The 21,425-nt window shown below is 60.9% G+C and carries 17 protein-coding genes and 1 tRNA gene; 4 read left to right on the top strand and 14 right to left on the bottom strand.

Going from position 1 to position 21,425, the window contains the following annotated elements:
* Positions 1 to 87: 87 nt before the first annotated feature.
* Genes V9L13_RS24855 through ptsP form a run of 3 tightly spaced genes read right to left on the bottom strand, consistent with a single transcriptional unit; the run spans position 88 to position 5,635 of the window.
* Positions 88 to 1,821 (bottom strand): PTS fructose-like transporter subunit IIB, encoded by a 1,734-nt coding sequence (locus V9L13_RS24855; protein WP_338800802.1) that lies wholly within the window; start codon positions 1,819 to 1,821, stop codon positions 88 to 90.
* Positions 1,822 to 1,832: 11 nt separating this feature from the next.
* Complete coding sequence (pfkB, locus tag V9L13_RS24850) at positions 1,833 to 2,774, bottom strand: 1-phosphofructokinase (protein WP_338800801.1); 942 nt, start codon at positions 2,772 to 2,774, stop codon at positions 1,833 to 1,835.
* Positions 2,774 to 5,635: a phosphoenolpyruvate--protein phosphotransferase gene (gene ptsP / locus V9L13_RS24845; protein WP_338800800.1), complete on the bottom strand. Its 2,862-nt coding sequence runs from the start codon at positions 5,633 to 5,635 to the stop codon at positions 2,774 to 2,776. Before ptsP ends, pfkB begins: the two co-directional genes overlap by 1 nt.
* Before the next feature lie 306 nt (positions 5,636 to 5,941).
* Here ptsP and cra point away from each other — a divergent pair, with 306 nt between their 5' ends.
* Together cra and V9L13_RS24835 are read left to right on the top strand one after the other, a co-directional pair.
* Complete coding sequence (cra, locus tag V9L13_RS24840) at positions 5,942 to 6,937, top strand: catabolite repressor/activator (protein ID WP_338800799.1); 996 nt, start codon at positions 5,942 to 5,944, stop codon at positions 6,935 to 6,937.
* Between the two features lie 3 nt (positions 6,938 to 6,940).
* Entirely contained in the window at positions 6,941 to 7,717 is a 777-nt protein-coding gene (locus V9L13_RS24835; RefSeq protein WP_338800798.1) for a TatD family hydrolase, read from the top strand.
* Here V9L13_RS24835 and V9L13_RS24830 read toward each other — a convergent pair whose 3' ends face one another.
* The 5 genes from V9L13_RS24830 to V9L13_RS24810 form a co-directional block, all read right to left on the bottom strand.
* Positions 7,718 to 8,107: a hypothetical protein gene (locus V9L13_RS24830; RefSeq protein WP_338800797.1), complete on the bottom strand. Its 390-nt coding sequence runs from the start codon at positions 8,105 to 8,107 to the stop codon at positions 7,718 to 7,720.
* Positions 8,108 to 8,390: 283 nt separating this feature from the next.
* Positions 8,391 to 10,421, bottom strand: coding sequence for a methyl-accepting chemotaxis protein (locus tag V9L13_RS24825; protein ID WP_338800796.1), 2,031 nt, complete (start codon positions 10,419 to 10,421; stop codon positions 8,391 to 8,393).
* 196 nt (positions 10,422 to 10,617) lie between these two features.
* The gene (ampE, locus tag V9L13_RS24820; protein ID WP_003221565.1) at positions 10,618 to 11,457 is read right to left on the bottom strand and encodes a regulatory signaling modulator protein AmpE; all 840 of its coding nucleotides are present in this window, start codon (positions 11,455 to 11,457) and stop codon (positions 10,618 to 10,620) included.
* A complete protein-coding gene (gene ampD / locus V9L13_RS24815; protein WP_262143699.1) occupies positions 11,454 to 12,014 on the bottom strand; it encodes a 1,6-anhydro-N-acetylmuramyl-L-alanine amidase AmpD in 561 nt (186 codons plus the stop codon). Before ampD ends, ampE begins: the two co-directional genes overlap by 4 nt.
* A 64-nt stretch (positions 12,015 to 12,078) precedes the next feature.
* Entirely contained in the window at positions 12,079 to 14,265 is a 2,187-nt protein-coding gene (locus tag V9L13_RS24810; protein ID WP_338800795.1) for a DUF1631 domain-containing protein, read from the bottom strand.
* 293 nt (positions 14,266 to 14,558) lie between these two features.
* On the opposite strand from V9L13_RS24810, the gene nadC reads away from it, so the two are divergent.
* On the top strand, positions 14,559 to 15,407 hold the full coding sequence (nadC, locus tag V9L13_RS24805) for a carboxylating nicotinate-nucleotide diphosphorylase (protein WP_338800794.1): 849 nt from the start codon (positions 14,559 to 14,561) through the stop codon (positions 15,405 to 15,407).
* Between the two features lie 51 nt (positions 15,408 to 15,458).
* Here nadC and V9L13_RS24800 read toward each other — a convergent pair whose 3' ends face one another.
* The gene (locus V9L13_RS24800; RefSeq protein ID WP_003221556.1) at positions 15,459 to 15,758 is read right to left on the bottom strand and encodes a DUF6388 family protein; all 300 of its coding nucleotides are present in this window, start codon (positions 15,756 to 15,758) and stop codon (positions 15,459 to 15,461) included.
* Positions 15,759 to 16,225: 467 nt separating this feature from the next.
* On the opposite strand from V9L13_RS24800, the gene V9L13_RS24795 reads away from it, so the two are divergent.
* On the top strand, positions 16,226 to 17,113 hold the full coding sequence (locus V9L13_RS24795) for a formyltransferase family protein (RefSeq protein ID WP_338800793.1): 888 nt from the start codon (positions 16,226 to 16,228) through the stop codon (positions 17,111 to 17,113).
* 76 nt (positions 17,114 to 17,189) lie between these two features.
* Here V9L13_RS24795 and V9L13_RS24790 read toward each other — a convergent pair.
* From V9L13_RS24790 to rbfA, 5 genes are all read right to left on the bottom strand, one after another.
* Positions 17,190 to 17,265, bottom strand: a tRNA-Thr gene (locus tag V9L13_RS24790).
* A gap of 128 nt (positions 17,266 to 17,393) precedes the next feature.
* A complete protein-coding gene (pnp, locus tag V9L13_RS24785) occupies positions 17,394 to 19,499 on the bottom strand; it encodes a polyribonucleotide nucleotidyltransferase (RefSeq protein WP_003221554.1) in 2,106 nt (701 codons plus the stop codon).
* A 193-nt stretch (positions 19,500 to 19,692) separates the two neighbouring features.
* Positions 19,693 to 19,962 carry a 30S ribosomal protein S15 gene (rpsO, locus tag V9L13_RS24780; RefSeq protein WP_003221553.1) on the bottom strand — a complete coding sequence of 90 codons (270 nt, stop codon included), beginning with the start codon at positions 19,960 to 19,962 and terminating at the stop codon, positions 19,693 to 19,695.
* A 115-nt stretch (positions 19,963 to 20,077) separates the two neighbouring features.
* Positions 20,078 to 20,995, bottom strand: coding sequence for a tRNA pseudouridine(55) synthase TruB (truB, locus tag V9L13_RS24775; protein WP_166220454.1), 918 nt, complete (start codon positions 20,993 to 20,995; stop codon positions 20,078 to 20,080).
* A gap of 4 nt (positions 20,996 to 20,999) precedes the next feature.
* Positions 21,000 to 21,398, bottom strand: a complete 399-nt coding sequence (gene rbfA, locus V9L13_RS24770; RefSeq protein WP_003221549.1) for a 30S ribosome-binding factor RbfA — start codon at positions 21,396 to 21,398, stop codon at positions 21,000 to 21,002.
* Positions 21,399 to 21,425: the final 27 nt, after the last annotated feature.

Genomic DNA, 21,425 nt, shown 5'->3' with positions numbered 1-21,425 from the left:
GCTCGCGAAAGCGGTGTGTCAGTTAAAGAAATATCGACTGACACGACGCCTTCGCGAGCAAGCCCGCTCCCACAGGTTGTTGCGGTGTCAGGCGTTGACGGGGTCGACCGCCAGTTCCGTGGCTTCCGCGCGTTTGACCGCCGCGTAAACCACCGCCGTCAACAAACTCCCCGCGACAATCGCCAGCAGATACAGCAACGCATGATTGATCGCATTCGGGATCGCCAGCACAAACAAGCCACCGTGCGGCGCCATCAGTTTGCAGCCGAAGTACATCGACAACGCGCCAGTCAACGCACCACCGGCGATGCTCGCCGGAATCACTCGCAGCGGGTCTTTCGCGGCAAACGGAATCGCCCCTTCGGAGATGAAGCACAGCCCCAGCACCAGCGCCGCTTTACCGGCCTCGCGCTCGGTCTGGGCGAACTTGCGGCGGGCAATGAAGGTGGCGATGCCCAGTCCGATTGGCGGCACCATGCCGGCGGCCATGGTCGCGGCCATCGGCGCGTAACTCTGCGAAGCCAGCAGCCCGACCGAGAACGCATACGCGGCTTTGTTGATCGGCCCACCGAGGTCGACGCACATCATGCCGCCGAGCAACACCCCGAGCAGAATCGCGTTGGTCGTGCCCATGCTGTCGAGAAAATGCGTCAGCGCCGCAAGCATGCCGGCAACCGGTTTACCGACCACGTAGATCATCACCAGCCCGGTGAACAGGCTGGCGAACAACGGGATGATCAGGATCGGTTTCAGCGCTTCAAGACTTTGCGGCAAGGCGACATAGCGACTGATGGCCTTGGCCGCATAACCGGCGATGAAACCGGCGACGATCCCGCCGATGAACCCCGCCCCAAGCGTACTGGCGAGCAAGCCACCAATCATCCCCGGCGCCAGGCCCGGGCGGTCGGCGATCGAGTAGGCGATGTAACCGGCAAGCAGCGGCACCATCAGCTTGAACGCGGTCTCACCGCCGATCTGCATCAGCGCCGCCGCCAGCGTGCCCTCTTCCTTGAACGCGGTGATGCCGAAGACGAACGACAGCGCGATCATCAGACCACCGGCCACCACCATCGGCAGCATGAACGACACGCCCGTCAGCAGGTGTTTGTAGACCCCGGTTTTCTCTTGCTTGGCCGGCGCGTTGCCGTCACTCGCGGCGCTCTCCACCTGAGCTTCGGCGAGGGCTTTTTTCAGGGTCGCTTCGGACTGCTTCAAAGCAATCCCGGTGCCGCAGCGGTAGATTTTCTTGCCGGCAAAACGCTCGGTGGCGACTTCGATGTCCGCCGCCAGCAACACCACGTCAGCCTCGGCAATCGCCGTCGCGCTGAGCGGGGTTTTCGCGCCGACCGAACCCTGGGTTTCGACGTGCAGTTCATAGCCCAGACGCTTGGCCGTCTGCTGCAACGCCTCGGCAGCCATGAAGGTGTGGGCGACGCCGGTCGGGCACGCGGTGATGGCGACGATGCGCGGCGCACGTTGCGCAGCGGCAACCGGGACGGCTTCGCTGGCGACGTAAACCTCGGCCTCTTCAGCACCGCGACGCAGCACCGCTTCGACATCCTGCAGCGCTTGCGCCGGGGCGATGCGGAACACACGCTTGCCGACAAAACGGCGCATGTCGATGTCACCGGTGACCACCAGCAACACCCACTCCGCCGCCGCAATAGTGGCGGCCGACAATTCGCGCTCGGGGTGCGCCGCATCGACCACTTCAACGCTGGTGCTCCAGCCCTGACGCTGGGCCGCCGCATCGAGCAGACGGGCGCACAGCACACTGGTGACCATGCCGTTCGGGCAGGCCGTGACAATGGCTAACTTCATGACAAACCCTCTTATTGTTCTGTCAGGGGACGCACGCGTACGCCCTGTTCGAGCTGCGCCAGTTGCGCCGCATCGTTGATGCCGAAACCGATCTGCGTCACCGCCATCGCGGCAATCGCCGTGGCCGTGCGCAGGGTCTGCTCGGGAGTATCGGCACTGAGCAGACCGTGCAGCATGCCGGCCAGCAACGAGTCACCGGCACCCACCGTACTGGCGACCGTGACCTTCGGCGGCGTGGCATGCAGCGCCGAGCCGACGCTGAACCAGTTCACCCCGTCGGCACCGTGGGAAATCACCACGTGCTCGATACCTTTGGCGTGCAGGCACGCCGCAGCCTGAGCTTCGGCGGCGTGCGAGACCACATCGCAATCGAGCGCATCGGCGAGTTCTTCGGTGTTCGGCTTGATCAGCCACGGGCGCGCTTCAATCGCCGCACGCAAGGCTTCACCGCTGCTGTCGAGGGCGACTTTCAGACCGAGACCGGTCAGACGTTCGATCAGTTCGCGCAACCACTGCGCGCTGACGCCGCGCGGCAGACTGCCGGCGACCACCACCGCGTCATGCCCCGGGGCGATCTGCAGCAGACGCTCGAGCAACGCCCGCTGCGCCGCCGCGTCGACCACCGGCCCCGGGCCGTTGATGTCGGTGATACGCCCGTCATGCTCGGCGACCTTGATGTTGCTGCGCGTCTCCCCCGGCACGCGGATGAACGCGTCGACGAAGCCGCGCTTGGCGAACAGGGTTTCGAAGGCTTGCAGATTGTCTTCGCCGAGAAAGCCGCTGACCGTCAGTTGATGCCCGAGGTCCGCCAGCACCTGCGCGACGTTCACGCCTTTGCCGGCGGCGTGGGTGTGCATCTCGTCGCTGCGGTTGACCTGACCGGCCTCAAGGCGCGACAGCTCGACCGTGAGGTCCAGCGCCGGGTTAAGGGTCAGGGTGAGAATCTTGGCCATTACAGGGCCTCCACTAATGCACGCACTTCGTTCGCGCTGCCCACGGTGAGGGCTTGTTGAGCAAGGGTTTGCGCCTGGGTCAGGCTGAGTTCGCGGATGCGCGCCTTGACCTCGGCGATGCTGCGCCCGGATACGCTCAGCTCATCGACGCCGAGGCCGACCAGCACCGGCACCGCCAGCGGATCTGCCGCCAGTTCGCCGCACACGCCGACCCATTTGCCATGGGCATGCGCGGCGCGCACGGTGATGTCGATCAACTGCAGCACCGCCGGGTGCAGGCCGTCAGCCTGGGCCGACAGTGTCGGGTGACCTCGGTCGATGGCCAGGGTGTATTGCGTCAGGTCGTTGGTGCCGACACTGAAGAAGTCGACTTCCTTGGCCAGCACCGGCGCCAGCAATGCGGCGGACGGTACTTCAATCATGATCCCCAGTTGCAGATCGGCAACCGGGATTTCCAGGCGCAGGCGCTCGGTCATGTCGCGGGCCTGACGCCACTCTTCGACGCTACCGACCATCGGGAACATGATCCGCAATGGACGGTTATCCGCCGAACGCAGCAAGGCGCGCAATTGCGCTTCCATGATCTGCGGACGCTGCAACGTGAGGCGAATGCCGCGCACGCCGAGGAACGGGTTTTCTTCCTTGGCGATCGGCCAATATGGCAGCGGTTTGTCGCCTCCGACATCAAGGGTGCGCACCACCAGCGGTCTCCCGGCGAGGCCATCGAGAACGCGACGGTATTCGGCTTCCTGAGTGGCTTCGTCTGGCGCTTGCGGGTGGGCCATGAAAATCAGTTCGGTGCGCAGCAGACCAATGCCTTCGGCGCCCTGCTCGACCGCAGCGCTGACCCCGGCGCTTTCACCGATGTTGGCGAACACTTCCACGGCGTGGCCGTCAGTGGTGTGTGCCGGTTGATGGCGTTGTTCGGCGGCAGCCTTGAGACGTTGTTCGCGGGTATCACGTTCTTCGGCGGCGCGTTGCAGGGTCGCGGCATCGGCGTCGACGTGCAGGCGACCGCGCTGGCCGTCGAGCAGCAACGGCGTGCCCGGTGCCAGCAGCAGCACCGCTGCGCCCGCACCGACCAGCGCCGGAATTCCGAGAGCACGGGCGACGATTGCACTGTGCGCGGTGGCGCCGCCGCGAGCGGTGAGAATCCCCGCGACGCGCGCCGGATCGAGCCGCGCCACGTCGGATGGGCCGACTTCGTCCATCACCAGAATGTACGGCTGCTCCGGCTCGTTCGGCGTCTGCACACCGCAGAGTTGCGCCAGCACCCGGCGCCCGATGTCACGCAGGTCCGCCGCCCGCTCGGCGAGCAACGCGTCCTGCAGCGATTCCTGTTGCTTGGCCGCCGCTTCAATCACCGCCATCCACGCCGCTTCGGCGCTCTCGCCTTGCTTGAGACGGGTGTCGACTTCGTCGGTCAGTTCCGGGTCGTCGAGCATTTCCTGGTGGGTGATGAAAATCTCGCGAATCGCCTTGGCCTTGCTGCGTTCGATCAGGCCCTGGATGTCACTGCGCACATCGCTCAGCGCTTGTTTGAGACGCTCGCGCTCAATGGCCGCGGACTCGCCGCGCAACGGGTAATCGATAGCCTGTTGCACCTGAATGTGCGCTGGACCAATGGCGATGCCCGGTGCAGCAGGGATCGCCTGCAACTGCGCGCCGGACGCCGGGGCGATCAGCACTTCGGCGATATCAGCGATGGCTTCGCGTTGCTGACTCACGGCCGGCAACGGTTCGACTTCTTCGCCGAGGCCTTCTTCGATAGCGGCCAGCAGCGCCGGCAGGGCATCAGCGGCGATGCTCGGTTCGGCGATCAACTCCAGCACCTGACCACGACGGGCGCCGAGACTCAGCAGCTTGCTCAGGCTTTTTACCGACACGGCGCTGTCCGCGCTGTCGACGATGCGCACGCGGATTTCACCGTCAAAACTCTTCGCCAGTTGCGCAAGAATCTTCGCCGGGCGTGCATGCAGACCGTGAGCGTTGGCCAGGGCAATACGCGCGCTCGGCCAATCGGCGGGCAGTTCGCCGCCGAGCACTTCGAGGACTTTGCGGCTGCTGGTGGCGCGGCCCAGTTCATGGCCGCGCCCTTCAATGAGCAGTGCACACAGACGTTCGAGCAGCGCCTGATGCGCCTCACCCAAACTGGCCAGACAGAACAGACCACTGAGCGGCTGGCCGAGGTAACGCATCGGTTTGTCCGGGGTGACGAAGGCCAGGCCCGGGCGCTTAACGGTCTGCTCGCTGTGCAGCCACCACAGGCCATCGCCCAGCGGCAGCGCTTCGACTTGCTGCAACACGCCGGCAAACCCATTGCTCACACAATCTGCCTGACGCAACAGACGCGCGCCACGCCAGACCAGCTCTTCAAAATCGTCAGCCGACACGCCGAGGCCGATCATCTGCGCATCCAGCGCCAGTTCCTGCGGCGCACCTTGCAGCAGTTTCAGCAGCGCTTCCGGCGAGCTGGCGCGACGCAGCGCCTGACCCAGATCGGTTTCGCCGAGGGCGCGGGTCAGCAGTTGCAGCAGACGCAGGTGTTCGTCGGATTTGGCGGCGATGCCGATCGCCAGATAAACGATCTGCCCATCGCCCCAATCCACCCCCTCGGGAAACTGCATCAGCCGCACGCCGGTGGCGAATACCTGATCGCGGGTCTCCGGGGTGCCGTGGGGGATGGCGATACCCTGGCCGAGAAAGGTCGAGCCCTGGGCTTCCCGGGCCTGCAAGCCGGCGAGGTAGCCATCGGCGACCAGGCCATCGGCCACCAGATGATGGGCGAGCAATTGCAGGGCGGCGGGTTTATCCACAGCCGATTGGCCCATGGATATCTGCTCTATAGTGAGCTCGAGCATGCGATCTCCTTTTTGGCACATGGATGCGCCAGGATATTGTTTTGAATGGTCACAGCTTAGGCGCTGGTCAGCCTGCTTTTCAGCGGCAGTTTTGGCGGTTTCACGGCAGAACCGGCCAAAGGCGTCTAAAACGTAGAAAATACGCTTGCTGAAACGTTTAATCTAGATTGATCGGCACGTTACTCGATAATGTCTCATCCTTGAAGTCCAACTTGTCGGATGCGCTGCGACAATAGTCGTCTGCCCGAATCGGGTAGGATTGGCGAAAATGTCGCGGCAAGCTCGAAAAAACAAGGAAATCCCGGGTTGAAACTCAGTGATATCGCGCGGTTGGCCGGAGTGTCCGTGACCACCGCCAGCTACGTCATCAACGGCAAGGCCGAACAGCAACGCATCAGCAGCGCCACGGTCGAGCGGGTGCGTGCAGTCGTCGAACAGCACGGCTTCACCCCCAATCCACAAGCCGCCGGGTTGCGCAGTCGGCACACGCGCACGTTGGGCTTTATTCTGCCGGATCTGGAAAACCCCAGTTACGCGCGGATCGCCAAACTGCTGGAGCAAGGCGCGCGAGCGCGGGGCTATCAGTTGCTGATTGCCAGCTCTGACGACGCGCCGGACAGCGAGCGCCAATTGCTGCAACTGTTCAAGGCGCGCCGCTGCGATGCGCTGATCGTCGCCAGTTGTCTGCCGGCCGGTGACGATAGCTACCGCCAGTTGCAGGCCAAGGGCTTGCCGATCATAGCCATCGACCGGGTCATGGAACCCGAGCACTTCTGCTCGGTGATCAGTGACGACCGCGAAGCCAGCCTGCACCTGACCCAGAGCCTGCTCGATCCGCAACCAAAACAGATCGTGCTGCTCGGTGCGCGTCCGGAGCTGAGCATCAGCCAGGAACGTGCGGCCGGCTTCAAGCAGGCACTGGTCGACTTCAAAGGCGAAGTGCTGATCGAGCACGCCGAGTCCTTCAGCCGTGAATGCGGCAAGCAATTGATGGAAGAACTCCTGCAACGTCTGGGGCATTTGCCGGATGCGCTGGTGACCACGTCCTACGTGCTGTTGCAGGGCGTGTTCGATGCGCTGCATGACTTCCCGCTCAAATCCCGCCCGCTACGTCTGGGCACCTTCGGTGATACGCAGTTGCTGGACTTCCTGCCGCTGCCGGTCAACGCCATGGCCCAGCAGCACCAGTTGATCGCCGACAAGGCGCTGGAACTGGCGCTGGCCGCCGTCGAGCAATCGCAATACAAGCCTGGCGTGCAGGCCATCGCCCGTACCTTCAAGCAGCGTATTCACCGGGACTGAGCCGTGGAGCTGATCGACAGCCACACCCACCTCGACTTCCCCGACTTCGACGCCGATCGCTCGGCGTTGCTCGCCGAAAGCCGCGCCCTCGGGGTGCGGCGGATGGTGGTGCTGGGGGTTTATCAAGGTAACTGGCACCGGGTGTGGGATCTGGTGCAGAGCGATGCCGACCTGTACGCGGCATTCGGTCTGCATCCGGTGTATCTCGATCAGCATCAACCCGAAGATTTACGCACGCTCGGTGACTGGCTGACGCGGCTGCGCGGCCATCGACAACTGTGTGCGTTGGGCGAGATCGGTCTGGATTACTTCATCGAAACCCTCGACCGTGAACGTCAGCAGGCGCTGTTCGAGGCGCAGCTGCAACTGGCAGCGGACTTCGAACTGCCGGCGCTGATCCACGTGCGCCGCAGCCACGCCGCGGTGATCGCCACGCTCAAACGCTTCAAGCTCAAACGCGCCGGGATCATCCACGCCTTCGCCGGCAGCCGTGAAGAAGCTCGGGAATACATCAAACTCGGTTTCAAACTGGGTCTGGGCGGCGCGCCGACCTGGCCGCAGGCGTTGCGCATGCATCGGGTATTGGCGGATCTGCCGCTGGAGTCGATCGTGCTGGAAACCGACTCCCCGGACATGGCGCCGGCGATGTTTCCCGGAGTACGCAACACCCCCGCGCACTTGCCGGCGATCTGTGCCGCGCTCGCCGAGTTGATGAATATCAGTTCAGAACGACTGGCTGCCGCCAGCACCGCCAACAGCTGCGAAGTGTTCGGCTGGTAATCAGTCGCCGTGGGCCTTGGCCGCCTCGAGGATCAGGGTCATGTGCTGGCGATGATGAACAAAACGCAGCAGCGCGAAGTACACAAAAAGCACGATCAGTGATGCATTCAACTGTTCCGTCACGTCAAGCAGGCCGATCCATTCCATGACCAACGCCACCAGCAGCGCGGTGCACACCGTGACTGACGCGCTGAAGCGCAGCAATCCGAGAGAGTCGAGAGATTTGAAGCGTTTGATCTGCACTGGACAGCGTAGCTCCAGGGTTTTCTGGCAGTGATTGCAGGTAAACGGTTCATTGATTGCGATGGCATTGAGTTGCCAGGGTTTAAGCACCTGCGTGGTCTGGCAATGAGCACAACGGCCCTGAACTCCCAGGGTTACAACGGACATTCGCGGCCTCCTCAGCGCAACTAACTGATCAGGGATATTGGCTCAATAATGACGAAAAGCCAGCCGTCGAAAGAAAACAGGAATTGGCTTACAAGCGTAAGTATCAATGCATTACAAAATGTTCTGACATCTGCCCTGCTCCAGCCCTGTAGCGAGGGGATTCATCCCCGATGGACTGCGCAGCGGTCCCTGATCACTTACAAGCATGGGGGGGACGCTTCGCGTCCCATCGGGGATAAATCCCCTCGCCACAGGTTTCTGACAAGGGGTGGCGCGGCCGGATTCAGACGCGGAACGCGCTGATCAGTTGCTTGAGTTCCACCACCTGCGCCGACAGTGCTCGGCTGGCGTCTTCGGTCTGGTGCGCACCCTGGGCCGTGCGCTCACCGGCGCGATTGATCTCGACGATGTTCTGGTCGATGTCATGGGCCACCGCAGTCTGTTGCTCCACCGCGGCGGCGATCTGCTGGTTCTGATCGACGATCATGCCTACCGCCCCGAGGATGTTTTCCAGCGCCTGCTGAACCTTTTCCGACTGCCCGACCGTGCCATTGGCCATCTGATGGCTAACGCCCATGGCCTTCACCGCAGCGCCCACGCCGCCATGCAGCTTGCTGATCATCTGCTCGATTTCTTCGGTCGATTGCTGGGTGCGTTTGGCCAACGTTCGCACTTCGTCCGCAACCACCGCGAAGCCACGGCCCTGCTCTCCGGCGCGGGCCGCTTCGATGGCGGCGTTGAGTGCCAGCAGGTTGGTCTGTTCGGCGATGCTCTTGATCACTTCCAGGACACGACTGATCGACTGGCTGTCGCTGGCTAACTGGTTGATCACCAGCACCGATTGATCGATCTCGCTGGCCAGCGCGGCAATGCTGCCCTGCTGCGACGCTACCAGTGTGCGACCGCTGACGGTTTCGTCGTTGACGCTGTGCGCGCTGCTCACCGCTGCCGCCGCGCTGCGTGCAACTTCCAGCGAGGTCGCCGACATCTGGTTCATTGCGGTCGCCACTTGCTCGATCTGCGTGCGCTGCCCGGCCACCGCCTGATTGCTTTGCGCAGACACGTTTTCCACCTGTCCGGCCTGACGCTCGACCTCTGCCACGGTGTGCCCGACCCGCTCGATCAGGTCATGGATCTTCCTCACGGTGCCGTTGAACACCTCACCCAACTCGCCCAGTTCATCACGGCTGTTGGCCTTGAAATTGACCGTCATGTCACCGGCCGCGACCTTGTCCATCATCGCGCCCAGGCGCTTGAGGGTGGTGCGGGTCGAGGCGTAGAACCCGCCATAGAGATAGAAAATCAGCACGAACACCACCGACAACGCCACCGCCTGCAACACCATGTGCGTGCGATTTTGCGCCAGGCGTTGCTGCAATTGCGTATCGAGGAATTTCAGGGTTGCTTCGTTGAGCTGGTAGGTCTGGTTCATCAGCCCGGTGACTTGGTCATAAAACGTCAGCCACGGCGTATCAAGGGTTTCGGCCACGACGACTTTCGCTTCAAACAGCTCGCTGGCCTGCTTGAGCGAGGTTTTGCTGCTGTCGGCCGGTGCGCTGAGGCTGGCGCGCGCGGCTTTGCTGGAGTCGAGGGCATCGGCCAGTTTCAGCGCGTATTCGGCCTGGAGCTTTTCGATCTGCGCCAGCAACTCGTCGAAACGGGCGCTCGACGAACTGTTGAGAAAGCCCTGCCCCAACGAATACGAACCGATGGCCCGGCCTTCGCCAAGCGTCTGGGTCACGGCCGGGGTGATGTTGGTGAGCAACTCGCTGAGCTGGCGGATGTCGCTCTGGTTGTCGCGGCTCAGACCGGCCTGACTGGCGATGATCTGGCTGAAAATCTGCGCGTTGCCGAGCAGCTTGCCGATCATTGCGCTTTTGCTTTGCAGGGAGTTTTCCGCCTGTTGAGCCTTGAACGCGCTGATCATTTCATCGCGTTTGCCGTCGAACACCTTGATCTGCTCAGGATCGTCAGTCATCGCCTGCAGACCTTGCAGGCGCGCCAGCACGGTTTGCTCCAGGCTGCCGATCTGCGACTCAAGATTGTCGGCCTTGCCGGACTGACCGAGGGTGACGTTGATCTGCACCAGATTGTTCAGGGTTTCCAGATCCCGGCGCAGGGTCAGGCTACTGCCCAGCAGGTCGAGGCTCTGCAATTCGACCCGGGTGCCCTGGAATTCGCGAAAGGAATCGCGCACCAGATAGAAATTGGTCACCAGCATCGGCACCAGGAACAGCACGCTGATCAGGCTGAACTTCATGCCGAAGCTCAGGCGATTCATCAACGAGACGGCGGGATAGAGCAAGCTCTTCACTGGAAGTCTCCCTTGGCTTTTCTTGTTTTTATTGGCAGGCGCGGGGCGACAGCAGATAGCCACTATCGGGCGCTGTCTCTGTATAGCTCAAATCGGGGGGAGGTTTTGTAACTTAAGGTTAACGACTGCCTGAGTGGGCAACTAACCCTGTGGTGAGGGGATGAATCCCCTCACCACAATGAATTTCACCGAGGGCTCAGTGAATCAACACTGTCCACAAGGCAAACCCGGCATACCACAACACCGCCGCGCGCAGCAGCAGTTCCCACAGGCAATCGAGGGTGTTGATGCCTTCCGGCCCGACCACCGGCGGCGGGATCTCGCCGGCTGCGAGCCCGACCTTGTTGATCAGTTGCGCGGCGCTGATGTTCCAGTTCAGCAGTTCGTGCAACATCACCCGGCTGACCGCAACAAAGTTGCCGACCAGGGCAAAACTGGCGGCGAGCAAGCGCACCGGCACCCAGTCGAAGGCATGACGTAACTGGCCGGCGCGTTCGGCGAGGGCCGGGTTCTGGCTGTTTTCTTCAGCCAACGCGAGCAAGCGATAAGCCAGCGCCGCCACCGGACCTAGCACGAAATACCAGAAGATCACCGCGAAGAAACTTTGATACGCCTGCCACAACAGATGGCCCTGTACCTGATCCAGCAATTGCTCACCGCTGTCGGCACAGATATCCAGATCACGCTTGGCCACATGCGCGGCGGCTTGCAGGTCTTCGCGACGCCAGGCGTCACGAAACGGCCCGAGACCGCCGAGCAGATCACCGCGCCCCAGCGCGTAAATCACCACCAGCAAATGCACCGGCAGCGCCAGCAAGCCGTAAGCGACGGGGTCCAGCACCACCAGCAACAAGGCGAGCAGCGCCACCGGCAGCAACACCAGAATTGTCAGCACCAGCCATGGCCGCTTGGCCAGGCGCTCACTGGCTTCGAGTTTGTGCAGTTCGCGGATCCATCCGCCATCGCGTTGAACCCGATGGCGCAGGGCCGAGAATTTCTCGATCCAGACCGCCAGCAGTAACACCAGAAAACTCATTGTCCTTCCTCTTGTGCCAGGGCTGCGCGGTAACGCGCCCAGTCGAATGCCGGGCCAGGATCGGTCTTGCGCCCGGGTGCGATGTCGCTGTGCCCGCAGATACGGGCGCCGGTGATAGCCGGAAATGCTCTTTGCAACTGACGCGTCAGCGTGATCAACGCCTGATACTGCGCGTCGGTAAAGGGCAGATCATCGGTGCCTTCGAGTTCGATGCCCACGGAAAAATCGTTACAGGTTTCACGGCCTTCGAACATCGACACGCCAGCATGCCACGCCCGTTCAAGACAGGAGACAAACTGGGTGACGGTGCCGTCACGTTCAATCAGAAAATGCGCCGAGACGCGCAGGTCAGCAATCCCTGCAAAATAGGGATGCTCGGTGACATCCAGACGATTCTGGAAAAATTCCTGCACCTTGCCGGTGGCGAACTGCGCTGGCGGCAGGCTGATGTTGTGAATGACCAACAGAGAGATTTCGCCCGCAGGGCGTTCATTGAAGTTGGGCGATGGGCAGACCTGCACCCCGTGACACCACCCGCTAGCGGGATCCAACTGCATACCGATTCCTTCAACGCCGACTGTGTTGGCGCCCAGTATGCCGTGATCGGCCCCCGGCGCGCGATCACTTGCCGCGATTGAGTCGCCGCAGATTGCCGAGCACCGATTCCAGCGCCCGATCGAACAGCAAGGTGTCATCCAGCGCCCGCACCGCGCCACGGCGAAACTCAAGGGCCAGGTCGACGCGGCTGCGCTCCAGCACTTTCATCCCGGTACGGTCGACGAACACGTATTTGCCGGTGGCTTCGATGATCGCTGCCAGCTTGCAGCGCAGGCTATGCTCGTCGTCTTCCTGGAACGCGACCCAGTTGCCCAGGCGCAGTTGCTCCACCTGACGCAGCCCGGGGTCGTCATGCGCAAGGCCGCTGGCGTTCAGGCCGACCGCGCCCTCATCGGCGCTGCGCAGGGTAATGTGCTGCGACACCTCAACCAGCGCCGGCGCATCCGCCAGCGGCTGCTCGGTTGCAGGTTCAAGCACCCGCACATGCAGCGCTTCCAGCTCGCTGAAAAATTCGCTGGTGGCGAACGGATCAAACGCCGAGCTGCTCAGGCCATCACGCAGTGATTTGAGCAAACCAGGCACCAGCGCCAACAATTGCAGACCGGCGTCCGCTTCGTCGTGACGCTGCACGCTCCAGATCAATTGCTCCATGGTCTGCACATCGGCCTGCCACTCAGCCGAGTGATCGCCATGCTTGAGACAGGTCAGCAGCAGCACCTTGCTCCAGGCATCGCGCACGAACGTCACCACCGACGGCGGCAGGACTTTACCCAGCAGCGCCAGGTTCAACGCCTGCTCGACCCGTTGCCGGGCCAGTTCGGTTTTCGCCCGGCCCTCTTCGGCATCGCGCAAACGCTGCTCCAGCAACTCGCTGCGCCGCCGCTCATCGCTGGTGAAGGCGAGGAAATCGGCGAGCAACTCGGAGAAAATCGCCGGATCGTCGCCGAAGTCACTCAGCAGGCGCTGCACCACTTGTTCGATGCGCAGATACAGGCTGTCGCGGGCCTCGCCATTGCAGTCACCCCATCCCATGGCGGCATCGGCAATTTCGTTGAGCAACCGCCGCGCCGGATGACTGCTGCGGCTGAAGAAACTTTTGTCGAGTACCGCCACCTTAAGCATCGGGATCTGCAAACGCGCGATCAGCGCCTTGAGCGAATCCGGCAGGTTACGGTCTTCAAGGATGCAGTCGAAGACCATGGCGATCAGGTTGATCACGTCTTCATCGGCGCCGTCGACGATGCGCGATTTACCGCTCCTGACACTTACCCGCGTCAGCAACTGTTCAAGCTGATTGCGCAGATCGAAATCGTCTTGCGCCGCCAGCGCCGGGACGTATTGCTGCAAGTGCGAAAGCAGGCGCAGCAGATCGCGGGTGGTAATCGGTTGCGCAGCTGCACTCGGCTCCAGGGTCGGCGCGACGCTGCCGCGCACATGTAAAAGTAACTCCTGCAACGCCGCAAAGACTTCCTGCACGCCTTCGTCGGCGGGCTCGGGTTCGGCACTTTCTTCATTGTTGATACTGGCCGTCGCGCGCTCGATTGCGCGCCGCGCCGGTGCTGGCTTCAACTCAGGCAAGACGCCGGTGGCAATCAGCAATTGATTGGCTTCGGCGTACAACTGCTCGGTATCGGCCAGCACGTAGCGTTCGAACAGCTTGAGCAGGATCAGTTTGACCTTGATCTCCACGCCCAGGTTACGTCCGGCCTGCAGGAAAAACTCGCAGAGCATCGCCGGGCCGAGCGGGTTGTGCTGGTTGTCGAAATCCTTGCCCAGCAACGCGTTGAGCCGCGCGGTCAGTTGATCGAGGGCAAAGCCGTCACGCTTGAGCACGCGGCCGACCATGGTCTCGACCGCCACACTGCGCTCCATGTCATCGGTACGCGGTGCCGAATCCTCGAACATCAGCGTGCCGGGCAATGTGGGTGGTGCGGCGTCGTATTGAATCAGCGCGACAAAGGCTTCGAAGAATTGCTCGAGAAAACCGCGCTCGATGTTTTTGCGCTTGAGGCGCAGGTCGCGCATGGCTTCGAAAAAGATGTTCTGTTCGACATCGTTGCGCGCCCGGTCGGCCATCTCGAACAGAGTGTCGTCGGCGTTATCGAACAACTCCTGCAAACCATGGCGCAGTTGCTGGGCCGCTTTGTCGCGGACCTGAAGCAGAATCACAGGCAGGCGGGCGAGCGGCGAATGATTCGCCTGATCGGTAGCAGCCTTGTGCAAAGGCACTACATTCCCGTCGTTGCGCATCCAAGCCTCCTGAAACGGTGATTCCACTGGTCAGTCAAAACACAATGCCCGGTGGGAGCGAGTTGCACGTCAAAGCTATGACGTCAAATGCAAGGCGGATTATCTTGCAAAACTTGTCCCCGGCGCTATAGCCGTCAGGGTTTCCCCTATGCCTGCAACACCTTTCAGTGACCACGAAAATCGGGCTTTGCTCAAAGAAAATCGACCAGATGCAGTCAGGCACGCGAGTTCTCGCCTTGGGTTGGCTCTCGCCATGCCCCTATAATCGGCGCACTTAGTCTGTGGAGCCCGTTATGCCGAATCTACGTCTCGCCGATTTGACCGCCGAAATCGAAGCCAACGTGCGCCGTGCGTTGCTCGAAGATGTCGGCAGCGGCGACATCACCGCGCAACTGATCCCGGCCGAACGCCTGGCCAAAGCCACCATAATCACTCGCGACGAAGCAGTTATCTGCGGTACGGCGTGGGTCGACACGGTGTTTCGCCAGCTCGATCCGCGGGTCGCGGTGCACTGGCAGGTGCGGGACGGCGAACGGGTCAAACCCAATCAGCCGCTGTTTCATCTGGAAGGCCCGGCCCGCTCGTTGCTGACGGGTGAGCGCAGTGCGCTGAACTTCCTGCAACTGCTGTCCGGCGTGGCAACGCGTGCGCAGTACCTGGCGGACTTCGTGGCGCAGACTCAGGTCAAGCTGCTGGATACCCGCAAGACCCTGCCAGGCCTGCGTCTGGCGCAGAAATACGCCGTGACCTGCGGCGGTTGCCACAACCACCGCATCGGCCTCTACGACGCGTTCCTGATCAAGGAAAACCACATCGCCGCCAGCGGTGGCATCGCGCAGGCCATCGCCGCCGCGCACAAGATCGCGCCGGGCAAACCTGTGGAAATCGAAGTGGAGAGCCTGGAGGAACTGAAGGAAGCGCTGGCAGCCGGCGCCGATATCGTCATGCTCGACGAGTTGAGCCTGGACGACATGCGCGAAGCCGTACGCCTGAACGGCGGCAAGGCCAAACTGGAAGCCAGCGGCGGCATCAACGAAAGCACGCTGCTGCCGATCGCTGAAACCGGCGTGGATTACATCTCGATCGGGGCGATGACCAAGGATGTGAAGGCGGTGGATCTGTCGATGCGTCTGAGCCTCTGAGGCCGTCGCGCAATAAAAAACGCCAGCCCGGTTGAGGCTGGCGTTTTTGTTTCAGACCACCAGATTGTTCATCTCGCAGTACTCGTCCCACTCGACGCCCAACACTTCGGCCGCCTCCTTGTGCAGCTCCAGACGCTTGGCCTCGAACTCTTCAGGGGTGCTGGTGTACTTGAGCGTCAACTCCCACGGCTGCAAACCCTGAGCTTCGGCTTCGTCTTCGAATGCCCACTGGATCTGGTCTTTCTGATCATCAGGACTCAGGTCCTTGATCTCTTCTTTCAGATCCGGCACGTCCAGAATGTATTTTTCCAGCGCTTGTTCGTGACGTTGCTCTTGAGTTAATTCGGTCATGGCGTTCTCGCTGATCGTAAGAATGGAGGATGGATCTGGATCATCAAGGATCTCTCTGACGCGGATTGTCCGGCCTTCGGAACCATTCGGGATCATCTGAAAACTGCTAAGCGATGCTCATGCAGGCACCGAATATAGGACGTTTGCATGACGAATTACACGGCTCTTTACATCTCTCCCACAAAAAGTTGACCTGAGAAACATAAATCGGGATTTGAGCCGCTCCTTCGAAAAATCGGGCAAAGGGGTGAAGCAGGCGAAGTCGAGCGTTGATCAGCGGCATCGGACGAGGCCCACCATGTGGCATGATTCGCACCATCGCTGTCAACGTGGAACATCATGAAGATCCCATGCAAACCGCGGGAGTCATCCGTGTCGGCCGCCGCGTACACCGTCCCAACGGCTGCCCCTTACGGCGACACAGTCAATATCCAAAGCGCAGATAAATTCAATCGGAACAAGCCAACGTGACCACATCGAATCTATTGACCCTGTTCGTAATGACGGAAAAAGGTCTGACATTCGTCGAGCAAGCAGTCGCTCAATTCAAGGAAATCATTGCCGAAGTTGTCATCGGCCAAGACAGCTCTGTGCTCAACGACTATTCAAATGAAATCGTTGCGGTATGCCAGTCCGCCGGCGTGAAGTTCAGCCACCGAAAAGACTTCCAGTCGATCAGATCGGAATACGCTATGGCCATTTCCTGGCGCTGGCTGATCAACCATCCGGCAGAGAAGCTGATCGTTTTTCATGACTCGCTGCTGCCCAAGTACCGAGGGTTTGCGCCCTTGGTCAACGCATTGATCAATGGGGAAAGTACGGTCGGAGTTTCGGCAATATTCGGCGCAAGTGAGTACGATCGCGGCGACATCATTCATCAGGCGTCCGTCGATATCCGTTACCCGATCACGATCGCCGATGCGATCACCGCTGTGGGCCACTGCTACCTGCGCGCAGGTCTGGCTGTTCTGAAAACATTGGCCAGCGGTGAACCGCTGAAAGCCACAGAGCAAGACCATAGTGAGGCTACCTACAGCCTTTGGCGCGATAATGACGATTATAAAATTGACTGGAGTCTGTCGGCGAGCCAGATCCGGCGCATGATCGATGCCGTCGGGCACCCTTACAAAGGAGCGTTCTGCCTGGTGGACGGCGTTCCCGCGCGCATCCTCGCGGCGGAAGACCTTGATGACGTACAGATCGAGAACCGAACTGCGGGGAAAGTAATATTCGTTGAGGGCGGGTTACCGCTAGTTGTATGTGGCATCGGTCTGCTGCGGGTAACCAACTGCGTCACGGATGACGGCGGCGACACGCTGTTGCCGCTTGCAAAGTTCCGCACGCGGTTTGGCTGACGGGTAATTGCGGTGCATCGTTTCCGGCGCATGCCCCTGGGAAATCCGACTCACCGAACGTCGGTGAAAACGAGTATGGTGCCCGAGACAGGAATCGAACCTGCGACCTTCGCGTTACGAGTGCGCTGCTCTACCGGCTGAGCTACACGGGCGGTGGGCTAAACCTAGCACCGGTTACGAGGGTCGGCAACTTCGTACGGCAATCCTATATGTCGCAGACAAAAAATGCCCCACCGTTTTCACGGTGGGGCATTTTCATTGCGCTAAAGCTGTGGGGTGATTAAACGCCCGAAGCCTTGGCCGCTGCCACGTCTTTGATGGACAGCTTGATACGGCCGCGGTTGTCCACGTCCAGTACCAGCACTTCCACTTCCTGGCCTTCTTTCAGGATGTCGGTGACTTTCTCTACGCGAGCGTCGCTCAGCATCGAGATGTGCACCAGACCATCCTTGCCCGGCAGGATGTTGACGAATGCGCCGAAGTCGACGATGCGCTCAACCTTGCCGACGTAGATCTTGCCGATTTCAGCTTCTGCAGTGATGCTCAGAACGCGCTGACGAGCAGCTTCTGCGGCATCCTTGGTTTCGCCGAAGATCTTGATCGAACCGTCGTCTTCGATGTCGATCGAAGCCTTGGTTTCTTCGCAGATCGCACGGATGGTCGCGCCACCTTTACCGATAACGTCACGGATCTTGTCGGTGTCGATCTTCATCGCGATCATGGTCGGAGCGTTGGCCGACAGTTCGGTACGCGACTGACCAATGATCTGGTTCATCTGGCCGAGGATGTTCAGGCGCGCTTCCAGGGCTTGGCCCAGAGCGATTTCCATGATCTCTTCGGTGATGCCCTTGATCTTGATGTCCATCTGCAGCGCAGTAACGCCTTTGGCGGTACCGGCTACCTTGAAGTCCATGTCGCCCAGGTGGTCTTCGTCACCCAGGATGTCGGTCAGGACGGCGAACTTCTCGCCTTCTTTAACCAGACCCATGGCGATACCGGCAACCGGCGCCTTCATTGGAACGCCAGCGTCCATCAGGGCCAGGGAAGCGCCGCAAACGGAAGCCATCGAGCTCGAACCGTTGGATTCGGTGATTTCCGAAACCACACGGATGGTGTACGGGAACACGTCAGCGGCTGGCAGCATGGCCGAAACCGAACGACGGGCCAGACGGCCGTGACCGATTTCACGACGACCAGCACCACCCATGCGACCACACTCGCCTACCGAGAACGGCGGGAAGTTGTAGTGCAGCATGAACGGGTCTTTCTTCTCGCCTTCCAGGGTGTCCAGCAGCTGTGCGTCACGGGCAGTACCCAGCGTCGCGACTACCAGAGCCTGGGTTTCGCCACGGGTGAACAGCGCCGAACCGTGAGTCTTCGGCAGAACGCCGACTTCGATGTTCAGCGGACGTACGGTGCGGGTGTCGCGACCGTCGATACGTGGCTTGCCGTTAACGATGTTTTCGCGAACGGTGCGGTATTCGATTTCGCCGAAAGCCGCTTTGACATCAGCAGCCGAAGGCTGGCCTTCTTCGCCGGACAGCTTGGCCACAACCTGGTCTTTCAGCTCGCCCAGACGGGCGTAGCGGTCAGCCTTGACGGTGATGGTGTAAGCCTGGGAGATCGCTTCGCCGAACTCGGCACGGATCGCGCCCAGCAGTTCGGTGGCTTCTGGAGCAGGCGCCCAGGTCCAGGTTGGCTTGGCAGCTTCAGCGGCCAGTTCTTTAACGGCGTTGATCACCACCTGGAATTCGTCGTGAGCGAACAGTACCGCGCCCAGCATCTGGTCTTCGGTCAGCTCTTTGGCTTCCGACTCAACCATCAGCACGGCGTCCGCAGTACCGGCAACGACCATGTCCAGGCTCGAAGCAGCTTGCTGCTCGTAGGTCGGGTTCAGCAGGTAGCCGGTGCTTTCGTGGAACGCTACGCGAGCGGCGCCGATCGGGCCGTCGAACGGAATGCCCGAGATGGCCAGGGCAGCCGAGGTACCGATCATCGCAGCGATGTCCGGATCGGTCTTCTTGCTGGTGGAAACGACGGTGCAGACAACCTGCACTTCGTTCATGAAGCCTTCTGGGAACAGCGGACGGATCGGACGGTCGATCAGTCGGGAAGTCAGGGTTTCTTTCTCGGAAGGACGGCCTTCGCGCTTGAAGAAACCGCCAGGGATCTTACCGGCAGCGTAAGTCTTTTCCTGGTAGTGAACGGACAGAGGGAAGAAGCCCTTGCCTGGATCGGCTTGCTTGGCACCGACGACGGTCACCAATACGCTGACGTCGTCGTCAACGGTGACCAATACTGCGCCGGAGGCCTGACGGGCGATACGGCCAGTCTCGAGGGTAACGGTCGACTGACCGAACTGGAATTTTTTGATTACCGGGTTCACGGTGTCCTACCTTCTTTGTGGCTCTTGGGGGAACTGGTTTCTTGCGAAATTCTTGGGCAATGTCGGGAATCGGCCCGCTGACTGTCCGGGTAAAACGGTAGTGCAGATAAAACTTGAGGCTGGGAGCCTGCCAGCCACCAGCGGAAAACCGCTGATGCCTGACAGACAACCAACCTCATAGCGCAATCGCTGATTAGCGACGCAGACCCAGGCGGCCGATCAGAGCGCTGTAACGGCTCAGATCTTTGCCTTTCAGGTAGTCCAGCAGCTTGCGACGCTGGTTTACCATGCGGATCAGACCACGACGGGAGTGGTGGTCTTTACCGTTGGCCTTGAAGTGACCTTGCAGTTTGTTGATGTTGGCGGTCAGCAGTGCAACTTGCACTTCTGGCGAACCAGTATCACCAACAGCTTGCTGGTAGTCGGCAACGATTTGAGCTTTTTCTTGAACGTCGAGAGCCATGAGGCAATCCTTTTATCAGGAAACTGTTTCAAAAACAGTTTCAACAGGCCAGGGACAAATCCCTGTATCTATAAATGAGTAGTGACCGTGCCTGTTAACAGCCACACTCGTTCGGTCATTCTGACCGAATCAGTCGACGCGGCGCGATGCGCCCGTCTTCGCTCACTTCACCGATACCGATGAAGCGACCATTGTGATCCTGTACCCGTACCATGCCGAACTTCGGAGCATCCGGGGCGCGTACCGGCTGGCCGTTGAGCCAGTAGAACGCACTCGCTTCGGAGAAGTGCAGCAGCGGCCAATCCTGCAGGCCGCTGTCCGATGGCATCAGGAAACGGTCGACCGCTTCGTTGCCGCCTTCGGCATGTACCGCTTCCAGCTCTTCGAGGGTTACGGTCTGCGCCAGGGTGAAAGGCCCGGCCTGGGTACGACGCAATTCCGCGACGTACGCACCACAACCGAGTTGCTCACCGATATCCTCCACCAGGGTGCGGATATAGGTGCCCTTGCTGCAATCCACCGCAAGACGCGCAGTATCGCCTTCGAAGGCCAGCAATTCCAAGCGCGCAATAGTAACAGAACGCGGTTCGCGCTCCACTACTTCGCCTGCACGGGCCAGCTTGTACAGCGGCTGACCGTCACGCTTGAGTGCCGAGTACATCGGCGGTATCTGACTGATTTGCCCACGAAATTTCGGCAGAACCGCTTCGACATCGACGCGACCAACGGTCACCGGACGCTCCTGCAAAACCTCACCCTCGGCGTCCGCCGTGGTGGTGGTCTTGCCCAGTTGCGCCAGGGTCTCGTAACCCTTGTCGGAATCGAGCAGGTATTGCGAAAACTTCGTTGCCTCGCCAAAGCACAGCGGCAAGACACCGGTGGCCAGCGGGTCGAGACTGCCGGTGTGACCGGCCTTCTCGGCGTTGAGCAACCAGCGAACCTTCTGCAACGCGGCGTTGGAGGTGAACCCCAGCGGCTTGTCGAGCAGGATGATACCGCTGACGTTACGACGGATACGTTTGACCTGAGCCACCGAATTACTCCTTGGTGTCTTCAGGTGCAGCGGCCAGGTGCTGATTGTCCTCAGCCACGGCGCGCTCGATCAGGGCCGACAGGTGCGCGCCACGCACGACGCTTTCGTCGTAGTGGAAGTGCAATTGCGGCACGCTGCGCAGCTTCATCTCACGGGCCAGCTGCATGCGCAGGAAACCTGCGGCAGCGTTGAGCACCTTGATGCTTTGCGCGATGTCTTCGGCGTTGTCCTGCCCCATCACGGTGATGAAGATCTTCGCGTGACCGACGTCACGGCTGACTTCCACAGCGGTAATGGTGACCAGGCCGACGCGCGGGTCTTTGACTTCACGACGGATCAGTTGGGCCAGCTCACGCTGCATCTGATCGCCGATACGTTGGGTACGGCTGTATTCTTTTGCCATGATTTTGTTACCTGTTACTGCCCCACG

The organism is Pseudomonas sp. RSB 5.4, assembly GCF_037126175.1.
Lineage (GTDB): Bacteria > Pseudomonadota > Gammaproteobacteria > Pseudomonadales > Pseudomonadaceae > Aquipseudomonas > Aquipseudomonas fluorescens_H.
The sequence above is the reverse complement of the archived record's forward strand: the minus strand, read 5'-3'. Positions and strand labels throughout refer to the sequence as shown.